This is a genomic window from Methylobacterium sp. BI1, assembly GCF_056680125.1.
In genome coordinates this window covers 262,369-286,232 of sequence record NZ_CM155267.1, presented here as the reverse complement: position 1 = coordinate 286,232, position 23,864 = coordinate 262,369, and the positions used below count along the sequence as shown (strand labels likewise).

Here is a 23,864-nt window from a genome sequence, read left to right as displayed (position 1 = left end):
GATCTCCGGAAACGATCTTCGCTGGGGCGCCAGACTACCAGCACTTCCAGGGCGGCGCGTCCCCCGCCCACAGGGCTTCGAGGTGGTTCTTGTCGCGCAGGGTGTCCATGGCCTGCCAGAACCCCGCATGGACGTAGGCCGCGAGCTGCCCGTCGGCGGCGAGGCCCTCCAGGGGCTCCGCCTCCCAGACGGTGGCGTCGCCCGCGATCCGGTCGAGCACCCGCGGCGAGAGCACGAAGAAGCCGCCGTTGATCGTCGCCCCGTCCCCGGCGGGCTTCTCGCGGAAGCGCCGCACCGTGCCGTCCTCCAGTTCCAGCGCGCCGAAGCGGCCCGGCGGCGTCACCGCCGTGAGGGTGGCGAGCTTGCCGTGGGCCCGGTGGAAGGCCGCCAGGGCCGTCAGGTCGACGTCGGCGACGCCGTCGCCGTAGGTCATGAAGAAGTCGTCGTCGCCGAGATAGTCGCGCACCCGCTTCAGGCGACCGCCCGTCATCGTGGTCTCGCCGGTCTCGATCAGCGAGACGCGCCAGTCCTCGGCGGTGCTGCGGTGGAAGTCGACATGGCCGCGCCCGATGTCGACGGTCACGTCGGACAGGTGCAGCCGGTAGTTCAGGAAGAACTCCTTGATGACGTAGCCCTTGTAGCCGAGGCAGATCACGAACTCGCGCACCCCGTGGGCGGCGAAGATCTGCATGATGTGCCAGAGGATCGGCCGGCCGCCGATCTCCAGCATGGGCTTGGGGCGGGTCACCGTCTCCTCCGAGAGGCGCGTGCCGAGACCGCCTGCGAGGATGACTGCCTTCATGGATTCCTGAGCGGTCTTCGGAGGGTCTGGTGCGGGAGAAGGGTCTGGCGCGGGAAGGGTCGCGCTGCGGACGCGTGCGCCCCGTCGCGCAAGGCTCACCCCGTCGCGCAAGGCTTAATCGAGGGGTCGGCCTTCGTCCAGGCGCGGGGCCGGCGGGGGGGGCAGCGGGGGGCGGCCCCGGACGGAGGGGGCTTTTAGCCGACTTTTCCAGCCCGCTCGGCCCCCGGGGCGGGGCATTGTCATCCCAGCTTCATACGGGCCGGTCATGCCCCGGGGACGGTGGGACGTCCCCGTTGTCGGTGGATGCGCCCGGATTGACCGGCGCGGGCCCATCGTTCGCGGGGTATGAGAGCGGAAGGGCACGAGCGATGCGGGCGGCTGACGAGCGCGGGATGGTCGAACCCCGCGAGGGCTTGACCCGCGCGGTGATGGCGTCGCTCCCCGGGACGAGCGGTGACACGGATGGCGAGCGGAGCATGAGCAAGTCCGACAAGCGCCTGCGGCCCCCGGGCGCGAAGAGCGTGGGCTGGGCCCTGGTCCAGGCCGCGCGCCTGCACCGCTCCCGCGTGGGCGACCGGCTGGCCAGCCTCGACCTCTTCGCCGGACAGGAACAGGTGGTCCAGGCGCTCGCCGCGGCCGGGACCATGACGATGGGCGACCTCGCCGCGACCCTGCGGGTGCGTCCGCCGACCGCCTCCAAGACCATCTCGCGGCTGGCGGCCCTGGGCTTCGTCGAGCGCCGTGCCGAGGCCGGCGACGGCCGCATCGTCCGCGTGCGCCTGACCGAGACGGGCCTCGCCAAGGCCGCCGCCATCGAGCGGCTGTGGGACGAGGTCGAGGCCGAGCTCCTCGAGGGGTTCGACGGCAAGGAGAAGCGCCGCCTGCGCAAGCTCCTGCGCAAGGCCGCCCGCAACCTCGCGGAGGCCTCGGGCGTCACCGGCCACGAGGTCGAGGGCGATTCCGAGATGGACGAGGACGAGGCGGACGGGCTCGCCGTCCCGGAGGCGCTGTAGCGCCGCCGACCCGGACCGGGCGTCCCCCGAACCGATCCCCTAGAGAGGCGCGGTCCTCGGTGCCGGCGCGGCGCCTTTGGCCTTTAGCGCGACCTTGGCCTTCGGGGCCTTCGCCTTGCGCATCATGCCGGAGCCCGCATGCACGGCCCGCCGGCGCCGGAACAGGCGCTCGCCGGTCCGCTCCATCAGGAGGGCCAGGCGGGTGGCGGCCCGGTCGAACAGCCAGATCGCCGCGCAGATCACGATGGTGATCGCGCAGCCGAGGCCGATCATCAGGCCCAGGATTCCCGGTGCGGGGAGAACCATCAGGCAGATCAGCCCAAACGTGGCCAGCAACGGTATCGTCTTCGTCATGGATGGCCCTCCACCAGGAACGCTCGCCGGCGAGCATGGACGGACATCGATAAGAATTGGTTCCGGCGACGCGATTCGCACGGACGATCGCAACTGAGAGTCACCATCTGGTTTCGCGCGGGAGGGGGGTCGCGCCGCGGATCGATGCTCCGGTGCCGTGGCCGACCCGATCCCCACGCGGGTGTGCGCTCCCCCGCACCTGCTTTAAAGCTCCCCCGTCGCCCCGGTCACACCGGGTGAAACGCCGTCGCGGATCGGGATCACGTCGTTGAGGTCACAACCAGAGGGCGCCGCGCCCACGAACCGGCGCCTAGCCGGCATCGCGCTGATGTGCGGCACGCTGGCGTTCTTCGCCTGCCTCGACGCCTCGGCCAAGACCCTGGCGGGCCGGGGCGTCGATCCGCTGCTCTCGACCTTCATGCGCTACGCGGTGAACGTCTCGCTGGTGCTGATGGTCCTCAATCCGGTCCGGACGCCCGGGGTGGCGCGGACGAACCGGCTCACGCTCCAAGTCCTGCGCTCGCTGCTGCTGTTCGGGTCGACGGCCCTCAACTTCCTGGCCCTGCGCAAGCTCCAGCTCGCCGAGACCCTGTCGATCCAGTTCGCCACGCCCCTGATGGTGGCGCTGCTGGCGGGGCCGCTGCTGGGCGAATGGTCGTCGCCGCGGCGCCTGGTGGCGGTGGCGATCGGCTTCCTCGGCGTGCTGGTCATCGTGCGTCCGGGCGTCGGGGCCTTCCAGCCCGCCGTGCTCCTGAGCATCGGCAACATGCTGTGCTACGCGTTCTACGTGCTGACCACGCGCAAGCTCGCGAGCGTCGATTCGACGGCCACGACGGTGTTCTATTCGGGGCTGGCCGGCCTCGCGGTGATGAGCCCGCTCCTGCCCTGGATCTGGACCACGCCGACGGCCTGGAGCACCTGGGCACTCCTGATCGGGGTCGGGCTGTTCGGCACCCTCGGGCACTGGCTGCTGGTCCTGGCCCATGCCCGGGCGCCGGCCAACGTGCTGGCCCCCTTCATCTACACCCAGCTGCTCTGGTCGGTGATGCTGGGCTACCTGATCTTCGGAGACGTGCCGAACCGATGGACGCTGATCGGCGCGTCCATCGTGATCGGGTCCGGGCTCTACCTGCTGGCCCATGAGTCCAAGGCCCATGAGTCTAAGGCCCATGAGTCCAAGGCACAGGAGGCCAAGGACTGGGAATCCCGGGGGGGCCGCCACCCGGACGACGGGCACGCGCCACGGGATCCCGCATCGCCTCAGCGGTGACGGCGGTGATGCGAGTGGCGGCGGGACTTCATGCGGGTGCGGTAGGCGCGACGGCCCGGATCGATGCCGAGCGCCCCGTTCACGGTTCCAACCGCGCCGCCGACGGCGCCGCCGACGATACCGCCCACCGGACCGGCGACCCGGTCGCCCTCGGCCGCGCCGCGGCGGATTCCGCCCGGAAGGCCCTGCGCTTCGGCTGCGCCCGACAAGGCGAAGGCGGACAGGACGAGGCTGGCGGCGAGCAGAGCTTTTCTCATGATGGTGTCTCCCAATGACGCCGCGTCTCGGTCACCCCTCGGATTTGGTCCCCGGCCGAAGCCGGACGGCGCCCGAACGCGTGCGGGACAACGGCCGAGCTTGAAATAAGGTCCCGGCGAAGTTGATCGGGCGTGTCGGCGGCGGAAAGCTCGCTGGTCTCGCGCCTGCGCCGCTGCTAGAAGCCGCCGAATGTGCGTTGATGGTGATCCACGCGGGCGGTTCGGCGTGCCGGGCGCGTCCCGGCCTCGAATTATGAGCCCGGCCTGCGCCTGAGGGCCGCCGCGGCGGACCGATGCGAAGGCCGGGAGGGCGATGCCTCGCCTCCGTTCCGCCGGCCCCGGGGGCAGTCCTGCCCACCGACCGCCTCAATGCCGATCCGCGCCGAAGACCTCACAGACAGCCCATGAGCGACCAGACCTCTCACGCCGCGGCCCCCGCCCGCGACTACTCGAAGACCCTGTTCCTGCCCCAGACCGACTTCCCGATGCGGGCCGGCCTGCCGGTGCGCGAGCCCCTGCTGCTGGAGCGCTGGGCCGCCACCGACCTCTACGGGCAGATCCGCACGCAGGCCGCTGGCCGGCCGAAATTCGTGCTGCATGACGGGCCGCCCTACGCCAACGGCAACATCCACATCGGCACGGCGCTGAACAAGATCCTCAAGGACGTCATCGTCCGCGCGCAGGGCGCCCTCGGCTACGACGCGAACTACGTGCCGGGCTGGGACTGTCACGGCCTGCCCATCGAGTGGAAGATCGAGGAGCAGTACCGCGCCAAGGGCCGCAACAAGGACGACGTGCCGGTCATCGAGTTCCGCCAGGAATGCCGGACCTTCGCGGCCCACTGGCTCAATGTGCAGCGCGGGGAGTTCAAGCGCCTCGGCGTCACCGGCGACTGGGACCATCCCTACGTCACAATGTCGTTTCCGGCCGAGGCGGCGATCGCCCGCGAACTCATGACCTTCGCGACGACGGGCCAGCTCTATCGCGGCTCGAAGCCGGTGATGTGGTCGGTGGTGGAGAAGACCGCCCTGGCCGAGGCCGAGGTCGAGTACGAGGACCACGTCAGCGACACGATCTTCGCCGCGTTCCGGCCCATCGCGGGCGCGGGCCCGGATCTCGCCGAGGCGCGGGTGGTGATCTGGACCACGACGCCCTGGACCATGCCGGGTAACCGTGCCGTCGCCTATTCGCGCAAGGTCGCCTACGGCCTCTATCGGGTCACGGCGGCGGCCGACGACAACTGGGCGAAGGTCGGCGACCGTTACGTCCTCGCCGATGCCCTGGCCGCCTCGGTCTTCGCCAGCGCCCGGGTCGAGGCCTTCGAGCGCCTGCGCGACGTTGCCCCGGACGAACTCGCCCCCCTGACCCTGAGCCATCCCCTGGCCGGCCACGTGCCCGGCTACGATTTCGCCGTGCCGCTCCTCGAGGGCGAGCACGTCACCGACGAGGCGGGCACCGGCTTCGTCCACACGGCGCCGGGCCATGGCCGCGAGGATTTCGAGGTCTGGATGGCCAACGGCCGGGCGCTCGCCCAGCGGGGCATCGAGACCCGCATCCCCTACACGGTGGATGCCGACGGAGCGCTCACCGAGGAGGCCCCCGGTTTCACGGGAAAACTCGTTCTTAACCACAAGGGCGAGAAGGGCGACGCCAACAAGGCGGTCATCGCCGCCCTGACGGAGGCCGGCACCCTGGTGGCGCGCGGCACCCTCAAGCACAGCTACCCGCATTCCTGGCGCTCGAAGAAGCCGGTCATCTTCCGCAATACGCCGCAATGGTTCATCGCGATGGACAAGCCGGTGGAGTCCCTCGCGGGCCGCACCCTGCGCGATGTCGCCCTGCGGTCCATCGAAGAGACCCAGTGGGTGCCGCCGCAGGGAAAGAACCGGATCAACGGCATGGTCGGCAACCGGCCCGATTGGGTGGTGTCGCGCCAGCGCGCCTGGGGCGTGCCGATCACCGTCTTCGTGAAGCGCGGCACCCACGAGGTCCTGCGCGACGCGGCGGTGAATGCCCGCATCGAAGCCGCCTTCCATGACGAGGGGGCCGATGCCTGGTTCACGGATGCCGACGGCGCCCGCTTTCTGGCGCCCGACTACGATCCTGCGGACTACGAGAAGGTCACGGACGTCCTCGACGTCTGGTTCGATTCCGGCTCGACCCATGCCTTCGTGCTGGACGATCCGGAGCAGTTCCCGGGCCTGTCCGGCGTCAGGCGCAAGCGCGACGGCGGCACCGACACGGTGATGTACCTGGAGGGATCGGACCAGCATCGCGGCTGGTTCCAGTCGTCCCTGCTCGAATCCGCCGGCACCCGCGGCCGCGCCCCCTACGACATCGTCCTGACCCACGGGTTTGTCCTCGACCCGAAGGGCCTCAAGATGTCGAAGTCGAAGGGCAACGTCGTCGCGCCCCAGAACGTCATCAAGGATTCGGGCGCCGACATCCTGCGACTCTGGGTGGCGGCCTCCGACTACGCGGACGACCTGCGCATCGGCCCGGAGATAATCAAGACCTTCGCGGAGACCTATCGGAAGCTGCGCAATTCGGTGCGCTGGATGCTCGGCTCGCTGGCACATTTCGAGCCCGGCACCGAGATCCCGCACGCCGCGCTGCCCGAGCTGGAGCGCCTGATCCGGCACAGGCTGTCCGAGCTCGACGGCGAGATCCGCGAGGCCTACGCCACCTTCGACACCAAGCGGGTGGTGGCGCTCCTCAACGGCTTCATGACCGGCGACCTCTCGGCCTTCTACTTCGACGTGCGCAAGGACGTGCTCTACTGCGACCCGGCCTCCTCGCCGGTGCGCCGGGCCGCCCTCCAGGTCATTGACGAGACCTTCCGCCGGGTCACGATCTGGCTCGCCCCCGTTCTGGCCTTCACGGCGGAGGAAGCCTGGCTCGACCGCTACCCGTCCGAGACCGGCTCGGTCCATCTCCAGACGCTGCCGGAGACGCCGGCCGCCTGGCGGGACGAGGCCCTCGCGGCCCGCTGGCAGACCATCCGCCGGGTGCGCCGGGTCGTCACCGGCGCCCTGGAGATCGAGCGCACGGCCAAGCGCATCGGGGCGAGCCTGGAGGCGGCGCCCACCGTCCACATCGCGGATGCGGATCTGCGGGCCGTGGTCGAGGGCGTCGACTTCGCCGATGTCTGCATCACCTCCGCCATCCGCATCGCGGCGGGCGAGGGCCCGGCCGAGGCCTTCCGCCTCGACGACGTCCGGGGCGTCGCCGTGGTGCCGGCCCTGGCCGAGGGCCGCAAATGCGCCCGCTCCTGGCGGGTGACGCCCGAGGTCGGCAGCGACCCGGACTATCCCGACGTGACGCCCCGCGACGCCCGCGCCCTGCGCGAGTGGGATGCGGCGCATGCCGGTTCGAACGCCGGTTCGAACGCCGCGTGACGCGGATGCCGCCCCGCGCCTTCCCCCATCCCGGGGGGAGGCCCCGTTCTCGCCGGTGACGTTCTCCCGCATGACCCCCTTCCGCCTGGGCCTCGTCGCGCTCCTCGTCACCCTGGTCGTCGACCAGGCTTCGAAGCTCTGGCTCTACCTCGGCACCGATCTGGTGCTGACGCAGCCCTGGCGGATCACGCCCTTCGCCGAGTTCCTCGTCGTGTGGAACCGCGGCGTCTCCTACGGGATGTTCCAGCAGGAGGGGGGCCTCGGGCGCTGGGTGCTGGTGGGCGTGTCCGGCCTCGCCGCCCTGGGCCTGTCGCTCTGGATGCGGCGGGCGGAATCCCGCCTGCTGGCGGTGGCGCTCGGGCTGGTCGCGGGCGGCGCCCTCGGCAACGCCATCGACCGCGCGGCCTACGGCGCGGTGTTCGACTTCGTCCACCTCCACTGGCGCAGCTGGTCCTGGTACGTCTTCAACATCGCCGATGCGGCCATCGTCGCCGGCGTCGTCGGGCTGATCCTCGACAGCCTGCGGCCGGCCCCCCGCAGCACGGGTTCCAAGCTCTGAAGCCCCGCCGTCCAATTCCCGCGACCTGTGATCCGTAAACCACAACCGGGATCGTTGTGCCGGCGAGGCTGGTGCACTGCGGTCAAGGCGCCATACGATCGCCTGAAACCGGGATCAGGCCGAGGAGGTCGGATCAGGGTCGCGGCACAAGGCGATCATCCGGGCTCGGGGAACCGGGACCCACAACCGGGCGGAGAGCGGGGATAGCATGATCGGACATCGGGGTTTGCTGGTGGTGGCGGGCATCCTGACCGCCGGGAGCGCGCAGGCGCAGCAGGGCGTGTTCATGCGCGACACCCTCAGCAGCATCGGCCTGATCGAGCCCGAGAAGCCCGCGATCACCTATCGCGAGCGCGCCCCCCTGGTGATGCCGCCCAAGCTCGACGGCAAGTCCCTACCGCCGCCGCGCCAGCCGGAAGCCTCGGCCCAGTGGCCGAAGGACCCCGAGGTCGTCCAGCGCGAGCGCGAGCGCGAGGAGGCCCGGAAGCCGATCGTCCGCGGCGCCCAGGGCCGGATGAACGACAACAACATGACGCTCTCCATCGACGAGATGCGCGGCGGACGCCGTGCGAGCGCCCAGGGCCGCACCGAGCCGGGCCGGCCCGAGGGCGAGAACGACGACCGCAACTCCTTCTGGGCGAACCCCTTCGGCCTGCGCTCCGCCGAGGTCTCGGAGCCTTCGCAGGTCGAGCCCGACCGCGACGTCCTCACCGATCCGCCCACCGGCTACCGCAAGCCGCCGCGCAAGGTCGCCAAGACCAACGGCGACCCCGTGAACAACCCGTATCGCGAGCGTGAGGAGTCCGATCCGGGCGCCTACGTGCGCGCGCGCTCCGCGAACTGAACCCCGGGTCCGGCCCGGTGCCGCAGGGGCGGCGGGTCACCGCACGCGGACCCGTTCCCTGCCCCTCCGACGCACCCCCGTGGCGCGGAGCCGGCGCAATGCCAACATGACGGGCGGCCCTCGCCAGCGGCCGACCGCGGAAGGAAGAGCTTCGATGCACCTGTTCAGGAAGGACATGCCCCTCTTCGGACCCTCGCGCGGCCATGCCAGCGCGGGCCGGGCCGAAGCCGCGCCCTTCGGGCGCTCCGAGGCGGGCGGCCCCGAAGTCAGTGCCTTCGCCCTCGACAACGGCCTCGACGTCGTGGTCGTGCCCGATCACCGCGCCCCGGTCGTCACCCACATGGTGTGGTACCGCAATGGCTCGGCCGATGATCCGCTCGGCCAGTCGGGCATCGCCCACTTCCTCGAGCACCTGATGTTCAAGGGCACCGAGCGGCACCCGATCGGCGCCTTCTCGAAGGCCGTCTCGGGCCTCGGCGGCCAGGAGAACGCCTTCACCTCCTACGACTACACGGCCTATTTCCAGCGCGTCGCCCGCGATCACCTGCGGACCATGATGGAGTTCGAGGCCGACCGCATGACCGGCCTGGTCCTCGACGACGCCGTGGTGGCGCCCGAGCGCGACGTGGTGCTGGAGGAGCGCCGCATGCGGGTCGAGACCGACCCTTCGGCGCAGCTCTCCGAGGCGATGGCCGCCTCCCTGTTCGTGCACCATCCCTACGGCACGCCGATCATCGGCTGGATGCACGAGATCGAGGAGCTGAACCGCACCCACGCCCTCGACTACTACAAGCGCTTCTACACGCCGGAGAACGCCATCCTGGTGGTGGCGGGCGACGTGACCCCGGACGACGTCCGCCGCATGGCCGACGACACCTACGGCCGCGTCACCCCGCAGGGCGCCCGGCCCGTGCGCGTCCGCGCCAAGGAGCCGGAGCCCCGGGCGCTGCGCCGCCTCGCCGTGGCCGATCCGAAGGTCGAGCAGCCGACCCTGCAGCGGCTCTACCTCACCCCCTCCTGCATCACCGCGCGGGACGGCGAGTGCCACGCCCTCGAGCTTCTGGCGGAAGTGATGGGCGGCGGCTCCACCTCCTACCTCTACCGCAAGCTGGTGATGGAGCTCGGCGTCGCCGTGAATGCCGGCGCCTGGTACATGGGCTCGGCCATCGACGACACCCGCTTCTCCGTCTACGCGATCCCCGCCGAGGGGGTCAGCCTGGAGACGCTGGAGGAGGAGGTCGACCGCGTCCTGCGTCGCGTCCCCTCCGAGGCCCTGGAGCCCGAGGCGATCGAGCGGGCCAAGACCCGGCTCGTGGCCGAGACGGTCTATTCCTCTGACAGCCAGTCCTCCCTCGCCCGCATCTACGGTTCGGCCCTGGCCATCGGCGAGAGCATCGAGGAGGTCCGCCGCTGGCCCTCCGACATCGAGGGAGTGACGAAGGCGCGGCTCGTGGCCGTGGCCGAGCGCTACCTGACGCCCTCGCGCTCCGTCACCGGCTACCTGACCAAGGCCCGCGAGGCCGACGCGGCCTGACGGCCGCTCCCGGCCCCGCGGCCGGACCACACCTTTCGGGAAGCCGCGGCGCCCGCCGCCGCGCGCCCCGCGCACAGCATGAGGTTCCCATGACCGTGGCCACCACCGACCTGCTCGACTCCGCCACCCGCTCCGCGACCTCGCCGACCCAGGCGGTTCCCGTCGCGGCGGCCCCCGGCATCGAGGCGTGGCACGTCGAATCCCCGGTGGTGCCGCTGATCGCCCTGGCCTTCACCTTCGAGGGCGGCGCGGCGCAGGACCCCGAGGGCAAGGCCGGCGTCGCCCAGATGCTCGCCCGCCTCCTCGACGAGGGGGCCGGCGACCTCTCCTCCGACGCCTTCCAGGAGCGCCTCGCGGCCCGGGCCATCGAGCTCTCCTTCCATGCCGGCTCCGACGCGCTGGGCGGCTCCCTCAAGATGCTGGTCAAGCACGCCGATGAGGCGATCGACCTCCTGGCCCTGGCCCTGGCCAAGCCCCGCCTCGACCCCGACGCCATCGAGCGGGTCCGGGCCCAGACCCTGGCCGGCCTGCGCTACCAGCAGAACGATCCGGGCGTGATGGCCTCGCGCCGTTTCTTCGCCGAGGCCTATGCCGGGCATCCCTATGCCCGTCCGTCCTCCGGCACGCCCGAGAGCATCGCGGCGATCACCCGCGACGACCTCGTGACGATGCATCGCCAGATCATTGGCCGCGGCGGCGTCAAGGTCGCGGCGGTGGGCGCCATCGACGCCACGCGCCTGGCGGAGAGCCTCGACCGGGCCTTCGGCAAGCTCGACATGGCCGCGCCCCTCAAGGCGGTGCCCCAGACCCGGATGCAGAACATCGGCGCCCGCCACGTGGTCGATCTCGACGTGCCGCAATCCGTGATCCGTTTCGGCATGAACGGCGTGCCGTGGTGCGACCCGGACTTCATCCCGGCCTATGTCCTGAACCACATCCTGGGCGGCGGCTCCTTCACCTCCCGCCTGTTCCAGGAGGTGCGCGAGAAGCGCGGCCTAGCCTATTCGGTGGGCACCTCCCTCGTCAGCCACCGCGCCGCCTCGATGACCTGGGGCTACACCGCCACCAAGAACGAGCGCGTCGGCGAGGCCCTGTCGGTGATCGGCGAGGAGATCGGCCGCCTGATCACGGACGGCCCCTCGGACGAGGAACTGCAGAAGGCCAAAGACTACCTGACCGGGTCCTACGCGCTCGGCTTCGACACCTCGACCAAGATCGCGCACCAGCTCGTGCAGATCGCCTTCGAAGGTCTCGGCATGGACTACATCGCCCGCCGCAACGATCTCGTGGCCAACGTGACCCAGGCCGACATCCGCCGCGCCGGGGCCCGCACCTTCGCGGACGGGAAGATGCTGGTGGTCGCGGCCGGCCGGCCGACGGACTTCTGAGGGCTTCCGGACCGTTCGGGGAGCGCTGGACGAACCGCCGCGCCCGGGCGCGCCGTTCTGGGACTGTACGCGGGCACGGCGGTTGCTAGTTTCCGCCGGGGCGGCGACGATGCTGCACCGCTGGTTTTCAAGCTCGGGACAGACCGGATGACATCACGCCTCGCCTCCCTGCCGGCACGCCTCGCCCTCGTGACGGCCCTGGGCCTCGCCGCGACGCCGGCCCTGGCCCATCCCGGCCACGAGGCCGCCACCGGCCTGACGCAGGGCTTCCTCCATCCCCTGAGCGGCCTCGACCACGTCCTCGCCATGGTGGCGGTGGGGCTGATCGCGGCCCGCATCGGCGGACGCGCCCTCGTTCTCGTTCCCCTGTCCTTCCTCGGCATGATGGCCGTCGGCGGCGCCCTCGGGGTTGCCGGCATCGGGCTGCCCTTCGTCGAGGTCGGGATCGCCCTCTCGGTGGTGGTGCTCGGCGCCTCCCTGGCCCTGCGCCCGGCCCTGCCGGTCGCCGCCGCCATGGCTCTCGTGGGCGCCTTCGCGGTGTTCCACGGCCACGCCCACGGCGCCGAGATGCCGGAGACCGGCTCGGGCCTCGCCTACGGCCTCGGCTTCCTCGGGGCGAGCGCGCTCCTGCACGCGGTGGGCCTCGGACTCGGGCTCTCGGCCGGACGGCTCGTGCAGAGCCTCACCGCCCTGCGGGTGACCGGTGCGGGCCTCGCGGTCGCGGGCCTCGGCCTTCTCGCCGGCGCCCTCTGAGATCTCCTGCCCGACGTCGTCGAACGGCCCCCTTTTCGGGGGCCGTTTTGTTTTCCGGCCTGCCGCCCCATCTGACGGGTCCGCCCGCAGATCAGGGATCAGCCGATGCAGCTCACTGGACTTCACCACCTCACCGCCATCACCGCCCAGGCCGCCGACAACCTGGCCTTCTACACGCGGGTCCTCGGCCTCCGGTTGGTGAAGAAGACGGTCAACCAGGACGACGTCTCGGCCTATCACCTGTTCTACGCCGACGGCCTCGCCTCGCCCGGCACCGACATCACCTTCTTCGACTGGCCCGCCCCGCCGGAGCGACGGGGCACCGACAGCATCAGCCGCACCGGCCTGCGCGTTGCCGGCGCCGACGCGATCGGCTGGTGGCGCGAGCATCTGGCGCGGCAAGGGGTGAACCATGCCGTACCGGTGGAGCGCGATGGGCGCCTGACACTCGATTTCGAGGATGGCGAAGGTCAGCGGCTGATGCTGGTGGAGGATGGCGGCGTCGGCGAGGCCCATCCCTGGGCGCAGAGTCCCGTGCCGGCGGCGCACCAGATCCGCGGCCTCGGCCCCATTCGACTCAGCGTGGCGCGGATCGAGGAGACCGAGGCCGTCCTCACCGAGATCCTCGGCATGCGCCGCGACCGGATCTACGAGCTCCCCGAGGGTGAGGTTCGGGTCTACCGCATGGGGGCGGGCGGACCCGCCGCCGAACTCCACCTCGTGGCCGAGCCGAACCTGCCGCCCGCACGCCAGGGCGCCGGGGCCGTGCACCACGTGGCCTTCCGCATCCCGGACACCGACTACGCGGCCTGGGCCGACCGCCTCAAGCAACGCCGCATGCCCTCCAGCGGGCCGGTGGACCGGTACTATTTCCGCAGCCTGTACTTCCGGGAGCCCAATGGGATCCTGTTCGAGATCGCGACCGACGGGCCGGGCTTCGCGACCGACGAGCCGATGGAGACCCTGGGTGAGCGCCTTGCCCTGCCGCCCTTCCTGGAAGGCCGCCGAGCCGAGATCGAGGCAGGGTTGAAACCGCTCTAAAGTATCATTTGATCGTCATAAACTTTGGATTCAGTAGAATGTCCAGCGGATCCAGAGCGTGACTGATAAAGGAGTTATTTAATCGAATTTTAATCAACCAATGCAACTCTTGGTTCGGTAAGAATTTGACCATCTCAGTCGAGGTGTCGAATTTTTTGCGGATGCCACCTGTGGCACAAGAGCATTGGAACTGGCAGATGCTACGGTTGTCGATAGCAAAAAAACTGAACCTCTTTTCGGGACTCGGCATTGTTCTGGCGATAGGAATGGTTGGCAACCAGATCTGGAGTAATCACAAGATTACCGAGTCCATTGCGGTCGTCGGTCGTGAGCAGACGATTCTCGACGGTATCAAGAACGCGCAACGCGCCCTGTCGCTGATCGAGGTCGCCAGCCGGGACATGCGCCTCGCGGAGACGGAGGCCGAGCTCAAGGGGGCCGTGGATGCGGTCCAGACGAGTTTCGCCTCCGCACGCGACGGGCTCCAGACCCCGATCCGCCTCGCGGTCAAGCCCGATGTCCTCAAGGATATCGTGACCGCGATGGCGCAGTTCTCCACCAACGTGACGAAGAGTGCGGAAGCCATCACCTTCGACCAGGGTCGCAGGCATGCCGACGAGGCCGTTCTCGCCGGCTCGTCTGCCGCGCGGCGGACCGCCCGGCAGACGGCCCTGGTGGCCATCGACCAGTCGCTCGGCAACGCGCAGCATTTCACGGATGAGGCTCGCCACATGTCGCAGGAGACGGTGGCAACGGCCGCCTTCCTGGGGCTTCTGATCGGCGCAATCACGATTTTGGTCCAGGGCGCGTCGAGTCTCTTTTCCCTCCTGCTGATCGCCCGCCCGATCCGTCTGATGACCACCGCCATGAGGCGGCTCGCCGACGGCGATACCGAAGCGACGATCCCGGGGCGGACCCGGACGGACGAACTCGGCGCCATGGCCTCCGCCGTGCAGGTCTTCAAGGACAGCATGCTCCAGAACCGTGCCCTGGAGACGGAGGCCGAGACGGCCCGCGAGGACGGAGAGGTTCGGCGCAAAGCCGGGATGCGGAGCCTGGCCGACGAATTCGAAGCGGCCGTCGGCGGGATCGTCGGGATGGTGTCCGCTGCGGCCACCGAGATGCAGGCGACCGCCTCGCAACTGACCGCCTCGGCCGAGGAAACGGCGACCCAGGCGCATGCGGTCATGTCGGCGGCGGAGGAGGCTTCGACGAACGTCACCACCGTTGCGGGGTCCGCCGAGGAACTCGGCAGCTCGGTGGCGGAGATCGGGCGTCAGGTCGCCCGGTCGGCCCAGATGTCCGGTGCCGCCGTCCGGGAGGCGGAGCAATCCGCCGGGGCGGTCGCCACCTTGCGCGAGGTTGCGGCCAGCATCGGCGACGTGGTGAACCTGATCTCCAACCTCGCCGGACAGACGAACCTGCTGGCCCTGAATGCGACGATCGAGGCCGCGCGAGCGGGTGAAGCGGGGCGGGGCTTCGCGGTGGTCGCCTCCGAGGTCAAGGAACTCGCCAACCAGACGGCGAAGGCGACCACGGAGATTTCCGCGAAGATCGCGGCCATCCAGGCCTCGACCCACGAGGCGGCCGGTGCGATCGATGGCATCTCCTCGACGATCCGCGGGATCGACGAGACCGCCTCGGCCATCTCCTCCGCCGTCTCGCAGCAGGAGGCCGCGACCAGGGAGATCGTCGGTTCGGTGGCCCAGGCCTCGGTCGGCACGGGCGAGGTCAGCGCCAACATCACCGGCGTCGCCCGCGCGGCGCAGGAGACCGGCACGGGGGCCCATCAGGTCTTCACCGCCGCGTCCGAACTCGCCCTTCAGGCCGAGCGCCTGCGGGCCGAGGTTCAGAACTTCCTCGCGACGGTCCGTGCCGCCTGAGCCCGGACGCTCACGGATGCGGCGCCTGTCCCTCGGGAGCCGCATCCCCCTCACGATCGACGCCGCGTTCCGCGATTCAGAGCGATTCCAGACTGTTGACCGTTTCCGGGCCTGCGCGCCTGCTATGCCTTGACGGGCGTGCCGCACCTGCGAAAAGACGCGGCTGACAGCCGAGATTCGCACGAGAGTTTGAGACGGACCGTCGATGAGCAAGTTCAACGAGGAGCGTGTGCTGAGCGTCCACCACTGGACCGACACGCTGTTCTCCTTCCGCACCACCCGCGATCCCGCCTTCCGTTTCCGCAACGGCGAGTTCGTGATGATGGGCCTCGAGGTCGAGGGCCGGCCTTTGCTACGCGCCTACAGCGTCGTCTCGGCCAATTACGAGGAGGAGCTGGAGTTCTTCTCGATCAAGGTTCCGAACGGCCCGCTCACCTCGAAGCTGCAGCACCTCAAGGTCGGTGACCCGATCATCGTCGGCAAGAAGCCCACCGGCACCCTGGTGCTCGACAACCTGATGCCGGGCAAGAACCTCTATCTCCTCGGCACCGGCACCGGCCTCGCGCCCTTCATGTCGATCATCAAGGACCCGGAGACCTACGAGCGCTTCGAAAAGGTCGTCCTCGTCCATGGCTGCCGCCAGGTGCAGGAACTGGCCTACGGCGAGACCATCACCAAGGACCTGCCGAACCACGAGTTCCTCGGCGAGGTGATCAGCGCCGGGCTGATCTACTACCCGACCGTGACCCGCGAGCCCTTCCGCAACCGCGGCCGCATCACCGACCTGATGACCTCGGGCAAGCTGTTCGAGGATATCGGCCTGCCGCCGATGTCGGTGGAGAACGACCGCTTCATGCTCTGCGGTTCGCCCGACATGATCCGCGATACCCGCCAGCTTCTCACCGATGGCGGCTACGAGGAGGGCAATCACGGCGAGGCTGGCCACTACGTCATCGAGAAGGCCTTCGTCGAGAAGTGAGCGACGCGCGCGCCGTCTTCGTCGCCGGCGCCGGGACCGAGATCGGCAAGACCTACGTCACCGCCGCCCTGACGCGGCGGCTGCGCGCCCTGGGCCGCGGCGTGCGCACCCTCAAGCCCCTGGCGAGCGGCGTCCCGCCCCTCGACGCCGCGGATTTCGCTGAGAGCGACACCGGGCGCCTGCTCGCGGCGCAGGGCCTGGCCGTGACGCCCGAGACGGTCGCCGCCTGCTCGCCCTGGCGCTTCGCCGCCCCCCTGAGCCCCGACCTCGCCGCGACCCGCGAGGGCCGGACCCTGGCCCTCGACGAACTCCTGGGCTGGTGCCGGCGAGAGATCGACATCACGCCGCCCGACACCACGCTGCTGATCGAGGGGGTCGGCGGCGTGATGAGCCCGGTGACGGGGGAGGCGACCGGCCTCGACTGGCTGACGGCGCTCCGCCTGCCCGCACTCCTCGTCTCGGGCTCCTATCTCGGGGCGATCAGCCATGCCCTCACGGCGGCCGAGACCCTGCACGCCCACGGCGTCCCCCTCCTCGGCATCGTCGTCTGCGCCAGCCCCGATGCGCCGACCCCGCCTACCTTCGTGGCGGCGGCGATCGCCCGGCACCAGGCGGTCCCGGTGATGGTCATCGCCCGCGACGGCGACTGCCCGGTCGACCTCGCCGATCTCGTGCACCCGACCTCCGCCGCCTGAACGCCCGCCGTCCTTCCGAGGGAGCCTCAGACCACCCGAAGCGCGAGCGCGCCGGCCGGGCAGAGCCGCAGCACGTGCGGGCGCTCCGGCAGGACGTCCCAGATCCGCGCCTCCGCGTAACGCAGCAGCACCGCGCCCCCGGGGCCCGGGCCGTGGAAGCACGCCTCCAGGGCGAGGACCAGGGTGGGGCGGGGCGGATGGGGGCGCAGGGTCGTGTCGATCGCCAGGGTGAGCGCATCGGCGGCGGAGTCCGGGAAGGCGTCGAAGCTCTGGACCAGGCCGTCGATCTCGCTCCCGTCGAGGGTCAGCACGAGGCAGAGCCGTGGCAGGTAGCTGGGGCAGGCCGAGACCGGCACGTCCCGCCGCAGGGTCAGGGCGAAGCGGGGCGAGGCTTGCGCCGGATAGGCCCAGCGATGGGCCTCGCGCACCCCCTGAAAGGGCACCCATTCCTCCGGCTGCGAGGCGGAGGGTGCCGCCACGCGCCCTTCCGCCCGCCCGTCCTGTCGGTAATGCACCAGGGGGTTGACCCCGGTCAGCCCGACATCGGGGTAGCGCGCCACGTACATCAGGGTGCTGAAGGCGGGGTTCGGATCGAGGCCGGCCGTCGCCCCCATGCGCAGGTAGTGCCGCACCGGGTCGAGGCGGGTCGGGCCGCTCTGGCGCCGATAGAAGGCGGTGTCGAAATCGGCGCTGGGATCGCGGTCCTGCGCCGCGCCGCGCCAGACGTAGTGCAGGAACGGGTCGATGCCGGAGCGGGCGACGTCCGGGTTGTTCGCGCGATAGTAGGCCGGGTCGAACAGGCGGGGCACGCGGCCGAGGATCACCCGGCGGATCAGGGGCGTGACGAGGCGGACGGCGTGGAACGTCGGGCTGCGGGTCATGTGAAGGTCGGTGCCTCGCACAGGCGGCGCAGGACGGCGCGGTAGGCCTCGGGGTCCTCGTCGCGGCCGACCTGCGCGAGGCCGGCGCGCTGCACCTGCGTCCAGGCCGCCGCGTCCTCGTGGAGTTGCGCCAGCGTCTCGGCGAAGCCCCGGGGATCGTGCCAGTCGTGGACCCGGTATCCGGTGCCGTCGGGCCAGCCCATTTGCCCCGCCAGGACGGGGGTGACGACGCTCGGCAGGCCGCGCGCCACGGTCTCCAGCACCTTGTGTGGGATTCCGGCGGCGAACCGCGTCGGCGCGAGGGCGACGCGGGCGGCATCGAGGGCGGGGCCGATGTCGTCGAGGCGGCCGCGCACGGTGACGCCGGGCCGGGTCAGCCGCTCGGCGATGGAGGGCGCGACCGCACCGACGATGGTGACGTGGGCCTCCGGCAGGCGTGCCCGCAGGGATTCCCAGACCTGCCCGAAGAACCAGTCGAGCGAATCGATGTTCGGCTCCCCCTCGCGGGCGAGGGACCCGAGGAAGACGAACCCCCGGCGGGCGACGAATCCGGGCGGGTTCGGATGGGGTGTCTGGACGTGGCCGAGGACCACCGGATCGGCGACCCCGGCCCGGCGCAGCAGGCGCGCGTCGGCCGGGGAGACGCAGACCACCCGGTCGGCCCTCGCGATCGTCCGGAGTTCGAGGGCGGTGGCCCGGGCGAGGGCGGGTCCCGGCGCCGGGCGGCCCTTGAGGGCGTCGACGACGAACTCGCGCAGGGCGTAGAGGGATTCGGAATCGAACACCACGCGGGCGCGGCCCACGTCCCGGGGGCTCAGGCCCAGATCCGCCAGGACCTCGCAGACCATGCGGATGTGCGGCGGCCGGCTGACCCAGAGCACGTCGTAGGCCCCGGCCCGCTCGGTGACGAGGCGCCGGAAGCCCTCCCGCCCGCAGGGCTCGATGACTTCGATCCGGTCCGAGAGATCGCGGTAGGTCGCCGCCGGCTCCTCGCGCTCGCCGTAGACCGAGCACATCGTCACGGCGTAGCCGAGATCCGCCATGGCGTTGAGGATGGTGTTGGCCCGCGGTAGCCCCGCCCCGAGATCCTGATGGGGCGCCCGGTCGTCGACGTAGAGGACGCGCAGGGCGAAGGGGGCGTCGTCGCGGGGCCCGAAGCCCGTGCGGCGCGGCCCCTGCCCGAAGAGCCAGGCGCCGTGGCGCTCGCGGAAGCGCACCCGGTTGCGGTCGAGGAGCGCCTCGACGTCGGCGCGCCGGACGCTGGTGCCGCTCTCTACGTGGATGGCGAGAGCGCGCGGCTGGTAGACGACCCGCCGCCCGGCCTGCTGGCAGCGCACGCAGAGGTCGGTGTCCTCGAAATAGGCCGGGGCGAACAGGTCGTCGAAGCCACCCAGCTCCGCGAACAGCCGGGCCTCGATCATCAGCAGGGCGCCGGAGACGTAGCCCGCGTCGCGGGTGTAGGACGCCTCCGGCGCCAGGGGATCGAGGCTGCCGCGGCCCGCCGGATGGGTGAGCTGCGGGTCGTCCTGGAAGCCGGCCCCGGCCTCCTGCAGGATGCCCCCGGGGAACACCAGCCGCCCGCCGACGATGCCGATGTCGTCAGCCTCGGCGAAGGTGCGGACCAGGGCCGCTAGGGCGCCGGGCATCAGGTCGATGTCGGGGTTGAGGAACAGCAGGTAGCGGCCGCGGGCCTCGGCGGCGCCCTGGTTGCAGGCGGGGCCGAAGCCGGTGTTCTCCGGATTGCGCAGGATCCGGGCGCCGTCGATCCGGTCGAAGAGCGTCCGGGTCTCGGCGTCGGAGGCGTTGTCGACCAGGATCACCTCGAAGGCCGGCCCGGCGAAGGCCTGGTGCCCGGCGAGCTTCGCCAGGGTCCAGGCCAGGAGGTGCCGGGCCCCGCGCGCGACGATCACGACCGAGACCACGGGCTCCTCATCTGGGCGGAACGCGATGCGGATGTCGTTGAGAAACAACGCGTTCCAGATCAGGGCGGCCTCGACCAGGGCCGCCTTGCGGCCGGCGGGCGCGTCGAGGATGTCGGGGGCCGCCATCATGGCAGGGGCTCCGGGCCCGGCACGGGGTCGGGCAGGACCGTGATGCGGCCGATGAGGTCGTCGTGCAGGAACAGGATCGTGGAGGCCTCCGCGCCGGCCCCGAGTCCCGTGAAGGTCACGGCCGCCGGCGCGCCCGGGAGGTCCGCGCGGGCGCTGGTATACGCGCTGATATACGGGCTGGAATTCATCGAAACCGGGCTGGTATTCAGAAGGGTGACGCGTCCGAGCGCGATCTCGCGCGTCGGCGTGCCGATCCGGAAGGCGGCGTGGGGATGCGCGCCGAACGCGAGGTGGCGCGGCAGGGTCAGGGCCAGGGTCGTCCTGTCTTCGACGGTGCCGATGCGGACCGCCCGGGCCTCCCAATCCGCCGCGATGTCCGCCAGCTGTGCCGCGAGCTCCGCCCGGAGGGGCGGGGGCAGGCGCCGGTCGCGGACCCATTCCGGCGAGAGGGCGAGCCGGAGCCCGGCCAGGCCGGCCTCCACCCGGCCGGTCTCCGGCGAGCCGGCCGCGTCCGCCCTGGCGAACCAGCGTCGGCGGGCGGGGGTATAGGGATCGGCGCCGGGCGGGGCATCGCGCTCGGTGGCCACCAGGAGGCCGAGGTCGGGATCGTCGCGCAGGTCCGACCGCAGGGAGGTTTCGCGGCTGAGGCGTCCGCTCGACAGGGCGGTGACCACCCGGTCCGGGTCGGGGCCCACAGGGGGCGAAGCCGGCCCAGCGGCCCCCGATGGCTTCCCGTCGGAAACAGAGAGCATTGCCAGCAAATCGGTTTCGGCCCGCTCGGCGCGGACGTTGTAGCCGGCAAACAGATCTTCGCAGGCGCGGGTGAGGGCAGCGAGGGCGGTCGCATCGGCGGCCAGCGCCAGCACCGCCGCCGTCACGGCCTCGGCGGAGTCCAGGCGGTGCGCCGGCGCGACGGGGTCGAAGCCCTCGAAGGCGAGCGCCGTGCCGACGACCGGCTTACCGAAGGAGAGGGCCTCGGCGACCTTCATCTTCAGGCCGCTGCCCATGAGGATCGGCGCCACCACGAGATCGACGTCGTCGTAGAAGGCCTCGAGCTCGGGCAGGTAGCCGGCGAGCCGCACGCCGGCCCCCGCGGTCGGGCCGAGGCTGTTGCTGATCTCGCCCGCGATGACGAGTTCCGGGCGAGACGGGGTCCAGCCCGCGCTCCAGGCCGCGGCGAAGCGCCGGATCGAGACCAGGTTCGGATCGTTGCCGTGGCCGAGGAAGCCGATCCGCGCCACCCGCGCCGGGGCCGCGAAGGGCCGGCGGCCGGGAAAGCGCGGCGGCAGCAGGTGGACGCGCCGCTCGGTGATCGTGCGAAAATAGGCGGCCTCCTCGGACTGGATCGCCAGCACGATGTCGGCCCGGGCGAGCCCCGCCGCCTCGCCGGCCCGGTCGGTGTAGAAGAAGTTCGGCTCGGCCCGGAACGGCCGGTACTGCCGCTGCCGGTCGGCGAAGCGGTCGTGGGTATCGATGAGCGTCAGCGTGCCCGGCGGCGCCGCCTCGAGCGCCCGCGACAGGAACACGTAGTTCATCAGGATCGCGCGGGTCTCGGGGTAGGCCGTCCCGTACCAGGCGACGAAGGCGCCGACCGCCTCGGGACACCAGTCGTCGATGCCGAAGCACCGCGACCGGGTGGTGAGGGGGATGGTTGCCGGCGGCTCGATCCGGAAGGTGTGCCGGAACAGGCCCGCCGCCGCGGCCGCGTCGGTGGGCGGGTGCTGCCCGAAGCGGCGGTAGATCTGGTCCTCGTGGGCGTAATAGGCGAGGTCGACGGCGTAGCCGCCGCGCTGCAGGGCGGCGCAGGTGGTGAGCAGCCGGCGCCGGTTGCCGGCGCTGGTCGGAAACGCCGGCATCGGCGCCACCACGAGGATCGCGGGGCCGCTCACCGGCCGCCCTCGCGGCGGAGGCGCGCCGGCGTGACGGTGCCGGGGCCGAGGAGGAAGGCGGTCTCGACGGTCGCCCCGCGCGGGTTGCCCCAGGCCGGCGCCAGGGTGAGGTCGATCGCCGGAGCCGGGCCGAAGCGGAGCTCAGCCGTCGCCACCCGGGCGCAGCTCCAGGTGCTGCCGGCCCGCAGCAGCAGGTAGTTCGGCACCGTGGAGCCCGCGAGGGTGGCCCGGTCCGCGGCGTCGCCCGCGAGGGCGAGGCGGGGCGCCGTCTCGGGCACCGGAGTCTCCGCGACGGCGGGGGCCAGCAGCGGAAACAGCGTCGCCAGGGCGTCGAGAGTGTCCGGCCTCACCGCCGCCAGCACCGCCTCCCCGAGGGCGGCGCGCTCGGGCCGGGCCAGCTCCGCCACGGGCCGGGGCTTCGGGCAGGCGATCGCCTGATCGCGAAAATGCGTCTCCAGGGTCAAGGTGCCGCCCTGCGCCAGCGCCGCTTGCGCATCGTGCAGCACGAGGAGCCCGGCGGGATCGGACTCGGGCCCGCCGAAGCCGGTGAAGGCCCAGGTCAGCAGGCCGAGGCCGGCCGGCGCCAGGACCGCGAGGGGGATCGGCAGGTCGGTGCCGACCGGGTACCGGCAGACCAGCACGCCGTGGCCGGCCGCGAACAGGCGGCCCGCGATCGGAGCGTGCGGTTCGGGGGTGTCTGTCATGCGGCCTTGGCGCGGGAGCGGGCGGTCGGGACGGCCCCGGTCGAGGGAATGCGGAACGGGCGGACGGCCTCAGCCGGCCCGCTGGCCCCCGAAGGCGGCCAGGATGCGGGCCCAGGAGCGGGTGCCCTTGTGGAAGCTGTTCAGGTCGTACTTCTCGTTGGGCGAGTGGATGCGGTCGTCGTCGAGGCCGAAGCCGATCAGCAGCGTGTTGCGGTCGAGGAGGCGCTTGAAGTCGCCCACGATTGGGATCGAGCCGCCGGCGCCGATGGTCACGGCGGGCACGCCCCATTCCTCGGCCAGGGCCGCGCGGGCGGTCTCGAGTTCGGGCATGTCGAAGGGCAGGCTGATGGCGCGGCTGCCCTTGTAGCAGATCACCTCCACCGCGCAGTCGGCCGGGATGCGTTCGCGCACGAAGGCCTCGAAGGTGCGGGCGAGCTGCTCCGGGTCCTGGTCGTCGACGAGGCGGAACGAGACCTTGGCGCTGGCCTGCCCGGCGATCACCGTCTTGGTGCCCTCGCCGGTATAGCCGCCGATGATGCCGTTGACGTCGCAGGCGGGGCGGGACTGGATCAGCTCGATCAGCATGCGGCCGCGCTCGCCGGCCGGCTCCGACAGGCCGATGGGCCCGAGGAACTTGTCCGCCGTGAAGTCGAGGCCGCGCCACTGCTCCAGCACCTCCGGCGGCGTCTCGCGCACGCCCTCGTAGAATCCCGGCAGCGCGACCCGTCCGTCGGCGTCGTGCAGGTCGGCGATGATCTTGGACAGGACGTGGATCGGGTTGCGCGCGGCGCCACCGAAGAAGCCCGAATGCAGGTCGCGGTCGGCGCAGGTCACCTTGACCTCGAAATAGGCGAGGCCGCGCAGGGAGGTGGTGATGGCCGGGGTGGTCGGATTCCACATGCTGGTGTCGCAGACGAGCACGATGTCGGCGCCGAGCTTGTCGCGGTTGGCCGCGACCCATTCGGGCAGGCCCTGGGAGCCGTTCTCCTCGGCGCCCTCGACCAGGATGGTGACGCCGCAGGGAAGCTCGCCCGCCATCGCCAGATGCGCCCGGCAGGCCTCCACGAAGGTCATCACCTGGCCCTTGTCGTCCGAGGCGCCGCGCCCGACGATCGTCCGCTTCCCGGCGGCGTCGGTGGCGAGGCGCGGCTCGAAGGGGGGCGTCTCCCAGAGGGCCAGGGGGTCCACCGGCTGCACGTCGTAATGCCCGTAGAACAGCACGTGCGGGAAGCCGGGCTTCGGCTTGTGGGCCAGCACCACCGGGTGCAGGGAGGTCTCGTGGATCCCGGTCTCGAAGCCCAGGGCCGTCAGGGTGCCGGCGAGCCAGGTCGCGGCCTCGCGGCACTGCGGGGCGAAGGCCGGATCGGTGGAGATCGAGGGGATGCGCAGGAAGGCGAAGAGCCGCTCCAGGGCGCCGTCGAGGTCGCGGTCGATGTCGTTGAGAACGGGGGCGAGCGCGGTCATCGGGCGTCCTTGAGCGAAGGCGGGCGGCGGCTCCCGGGTTAGCCCATGGCGGCTGGGCCAAGCAACCTCGGGCAAGCAACCTCAGCCAGGCAACCTCAGCCAGGC

At 71.3% G+C, this 23,864-nt stretch carries 20 protein-coding genes; 12 read left to right on the top strand and 8 right to left on the bottom strand.

Going from position 1 to position 23,864, the window contains the following annotated elements; translation table 11 throughout:
* Nucleotides 1-34: 34 nt before the first annotated feature.
* Nucleotides 35-802 (bottom strand): glucose-1-phosphate cytidylyltransferase, encoded by a 768-nt coding sequence (gene rfbF / locus AC1MGR_RS01390; RefSeq protein WP_055946355.1) that lies wholly within the window; start codon nucleotides 800-802, stop codon nucleotides 35-37.
* A 428-nt stretch (nucleotides 803-1,230) separates the two neighbouring features.
* Here rfbF and AC1MGR_RS01385 point away from each other — a divergent pair, with 428 nt between their 5' ends.
* Complete coding sequence (locus AC1MGR_RS01385) at nucleotides 1,231-1,815, top strand: MarR family winged helix-turn-helix transcriptional regulator (protein WP_108035971.1); 585 nt, start codon at nucleotides 1,231-1,233, stop codon at nucleotides 1,813-1,815.
* A gap of 39 nt (nucleotides 1,816-1,854) precedes the next feature.
* Here the strand turns inward: AC1MGR_RS01385 and AC1MGR_RS01380 are convergent, their stop codons facing one another.
* A complete protein-coding gene (locus tag AC1MGR_RS01380) occupies nucleotides 1,855-2,169 on the bottom strand; it encodes a hypothetical protein (RefSeq protein ID WP_181259641.1) in 315 nt (104 codons plus the stop codon).
* Nucleotides 2,170-2,437: 268 nt separating this feature from the next.
* Between AC1MGR_RS01380 and AC1MGR_RS01375 the strand changes: the two genes are divergently transcribed.
* A complete protein-coding gene (locus AC1MGR_RS01375) occupies nucleotides 2,438-3,439 on the top strand; it encodes a DMT family transporter (protein WP_480233411.1) in 1,002 nt (333 codons plus the stop codon).
* Here AC1MGR_RS01375 and AC1MGR_RS01370 read toward each other — a convergent pair.
* Complete coding sequence (locus AC1MGR_RS01370; protein WP_056218320.1) at nucleotides 3,430-3,696, bottom strand: hypothetical protein; 267 nt, start codon at nucleotides 3,694-3,696, stop codon at nucleotides 3,430-3,432. The genes AC1MGR_RS01375 and AC1MGR_RS01370 overlap by 10 nt on opposite strands.
* A 404-nt stretch (nucleotides 3,697-4,100) precedes the next feature.
* Here AC1MGR_RS01370 and ileS point away from each other — a divergent pair, with 404 nt between their 5' ends.
* The 10 genes from ileS (at nucleotide 4,101) to bioD (ending at nucleotide 16,770) form a co-directional block, all read left to right on the top strand.
* Nucleotides 4,101-7,094 carry an isoleucine--tRNA ligase gene (gene ileS / locus AC1MGR_RS01365; RefSeq protein WP_480233410.1) on the top strand — a complete coding sequence of 998 codons (2,994 nt, stop codon included), beginning with the start codon at nucleotides 4,101-4,103 and terminating at the stop codon, nucleotides 7,092-7,094.
* Nucleotides 7,095-7,164: 70 nt separating this feature from the next.
* A complete protein-coding gene (gene lspA, locus AC1MGR_RS01360; RefSeq protein WP_480233409.1) occupies nucleotides 7,165-7,653 on the top strand; it encodes a signal peptidase II in 489 nt (162 codons plus the stop codon).
* A 208-nt stretch (nucleotides 7,654-7,861) separates the two neighbouring features.
* Entirely contained in the window at nucleotides 7,862-8,497 is a 636-nt protein-coding gene (locus AC1MGR_RS01355) for a hypothetical protein (RefSeq protein WP_108035676.1), read from the top strand.
* Between the two features lie 154 nt (nucleotides 8,498-8,651).
* Nucleotides 8,652-10,031: a M16 family metallopeptidase gene (locus tag AC1MGR_RS01350; RefSeq protein ID WP_108035674.1), complete on the top strand. Its 1,380-nt coding sequence runs from the start codon at nucleotides 8,652-8,654 to the stop codon at nucleotides 10,029-10,031.
* An 89-nt stretch (nucleotides 10,032-10,120) separates the two neighbouring features.
* Nucleotides 10,121-11,419 (top strand): M16 family metallopeptidase, encoded by a 1,299-nt coding sequence (locus tag AC1MGR_RS01345; RefSeq protein ID WP_108035672.1) that lies wholly within the window; start codon nucleotides 10,121-10,123, stop codon nucleotides 11,417-11,419.
* 147 nt (nucleotides 11,420-11,566) lie between these two features.
* Nucleotides 11,567-12,172 carry a HupE/UreJ family protein gene (locus AC1MGR_RS01340; protein ID WP_480233408.1) on the top strand — a complete coding sequence of 202 codons (606 nt, stop codon included), beginning with the start codon at nucleotides 11,567-11,569 and terminating at the stop codon, nucleotides 12,170-12,172.
* Between the two features lie 105 nt (nucleotides 12,173-12,277).
* Nucleotides 12,278-13,213: a ring-cleaving dioxygenase gene (locus tag AC1MGR_RS01335; protein ID WP_480233407.1), complete on the top strand. Its 936-nt coding sequence runs from the start codon at nucleotides 12,278-12,280 to the stop codon at nucleotides 13,211-13,213.
* Between the two features lie 266 nt (nucleotides 13,214-13,479).
* Nucleotides 13,480-15,096: a methyl-accepting chemotaxis protein gene (locus tag AC1MGR_RS01330; RefSeq protein WP_108035666.1), complete on the top strand. Its 1,617-nt coding sequence runs from the start codon at nucleotides 13,480-13,482 to the stop codon at nucleotides 15,094-15,096.
* 205 nt (nucleotides 15,097-15,301) lie between these two features.
* Complete coding sequence (locus tag AC1MGR_RS01325; protein ID WP_108035664.1) at nucleotides 15,302-16,075, top strand: ferredoxin--NADP reductase; 774 nt, start codon at nucleotides 15,302-15,304, stop codon at nucleotides 16,073-16,075.
* A complete protein-coding gene (gene bioD, locus AC1MGR_RS01320; protein ID WP_480233406.1) occupies nucleotides 16,072-16,770 on the top strand; it encodes a dethiobiotin synthase in 699 nt (232 codons plus the stop codon). Before AC1MGR_RS01325 ends, bioD begins: the two co-directional genes overlap by 4 nt.
* Nucleotides 16,771-16,796: 26 nt before the next feature.
* On the opposite strand, the gene AC1MGR_RS01315 is transcribed toward bioD, so the two are convergent.
* From AC1MGR_RS01315 to AC1MGR_RS01295, 5 genes are all read right to left on the bottom strand, one after another.
* The gene (locus AC1MGR_RS01315; protein WP_480233405.1) at nucleotides 16,797-17,651 is read right to left on the bottom strand and encodes a hypothetical protein; all 855 of its coding nucleotides are present in this window, start codon (nucleotides 17,649-17,651) and stop codon (nucleotides 16,797-16,799) included.
* Nucleotides 17,648-19,702, bottom strand: a complete 2,055-nt coding sequence (locus AC1MGR_RS01310) for a glycosyltransferase (protein WP_480233404.1) — start codon at nucleotides 19,700-19,702, stop codon at nucleotides 17,648-17,650. Before AC1MGR_RS01310 ends, AC1MGR_RS01315 begins: the two co-directional genes overlap by 4 nt.
* Nucleotides 19,699-21,591, bottom strand: coding sequence for a glycosyltransferase (locus AC1MGR_RS01305; RefSeq protein ID WP_480233403.1), 1,893 nt, complete (start codon nucleotides 21,589-21,591; stop codon nucleotides 19,699-19,701). The genes AC1MGR_RS01310 and AC1MGR_RS01305 overlap by 4 nt, the downstream gene beginning before the upstream one ends.
* Nucleotides 21,588-22,295 (bottom strand): hypothetical protein, encoded by a 708-nt coding sequence (locus AC1MGR_RS01300; RefSeq protein ID WP_108035657.1) that lies wholly within the window; start codon nucleotides 22,293-22,295, stop codon nucleotides 21,588-21,590. Before AC1MGR_RS01300 ends, AC1MGR_RS01305 begins: the two co-directional genes overlap by 4 nt.
* Before the next feature lie 69 nt (nucleotides 22,296-22,364).
* On the bottom strand, nucleotides 22,365-23,759 hold the full coding sequence (locus AC1MGR_RS01295; RefSeq protein WP_480233402.1) for a M20/M25/M40 family metallo-hydrolase: 1,395 nt from the start codon (nucleotides 23,757-23,759) through the stop codon (nucleotides 22,365-22,367).
* Nucleotides 23,760-23,864: the final 105 nt, after the last annotated feature.

Coding starts and splice junctions, on each gene's coding strand:
- rfbF (WP_055946355.1), bottom strand. CDS start 802: ATGAAGGCAGTCATCCTCGCAGGCGGTCTCGGCACGCGCCTCTCGGAG.
- AC1MGR_RS01385 (WP_108035971.1), top strand. CDS start 1,231: ATGGCGTCGCTCCCCGGGACGAGCGGTGACACGGATGGCGAGCGGAGC.
- AC1MGR_RS01380 (WP_181259641.1), bottom strand. CDS start 2,169: ATGACGAAGACGATACCGTTGCTGGCCACGTTTGGGCTGATCTGCCTG.
- AC1MGR_RS01370 (WP_056218320.1), bottom strand. CDS start 3,696: ATGAGAAAAGCTCTGCTCGCCGCCAGCCTCGTCCTGTCCGCCTTCGCC.
- ileS (WP_480233410.1), top strand. CDS start 4,101: ATGAGCGACCAGACCTCTCACGCCGCGGCCCCCGCCCGCGACTACTCG.
- lspA (WP_480233409.1), top strand. CDS start 7,165: ATGACCCCCTTCCGCCTGGGCCTCGTCGCGCTCCTCGTCACCCTGGTC.
- AC1MGR_RS01355 (WP_108035676.1), top strand. CDS start 7,862: ATGATCGGACATCGGGGTTTGCTGGTGGTGGCGGGCATCCTGACCGCC.
- AC1MGR_RS01350 (WP_108035674.1), top strand. CDS start 8,652: ATGCACCTGTTCAGGAAGGACATGCCCCTCTTCGGACCCTCGCGCGGC.
- AC1MGR_RS01345 (WP_108035672.1), top strand. CDS start 10,121: ATGACCGTGGCCACCACCGACCTGCTCGACTCCGCCACCCGCTCCGCG.
- AC1MGR_RS01340 (WP_480233408.1), top strand. CDS start 11,567: ATGACATCACGCCTCGCCTCCCTGCCGGCACGCCTCGCCCTCGTGACG.
- AC1MGR_RS01335 (WP_480233407.1), top strand. CDS start 12,278: ATGCAGCTCACTGGACTTCACCACCTCACCGCCATCACCGCCCAGGCC.
- AC1MGR_RS01330 (WP_108035666.1), top strand. CDS start 13,480: ATGGTTGGCAACCAGATCTGGAGTAATCACAAGATTACCGAGTCCATT.
- AC1MGR_RS01325 (WP_108035664.1), top strand. CDS start 15,302: ATGAGCAAGTTCAACGAGGAGCGTGTGCTGAGCGTCCACCACTGGACC.
- AC1MGR_RS01315 (WP_480233405.1), bottom strand. CDS start 17,651: ATGACCCGCAGCCCGACGTTCCACGCCGTCCGCCTCGTCACGCCCCTG.
- AC1MGR_RS01310 (WP_480233404.1), bottom strand. CDS start 19,702: ATGATGGCGGCCCCCGACATCCTCGACGCGCCCGCCGGCCGCAAGGCG.
- AC1MGR_RS01300 (WP_108035657.1), bottom strand. CDS start 22,295: ATGACAGACACCCCCGAACCGCACGCTCCGATCGCGGGCCGCCTGTTC.
- AC1MGR_RS01295 (WP_480233402.1), bottom strand. CDS start 23,759: ATGACCGCGCTCGCCCCCGTTCTCAACGACATCGACCGCGACCTCGAC.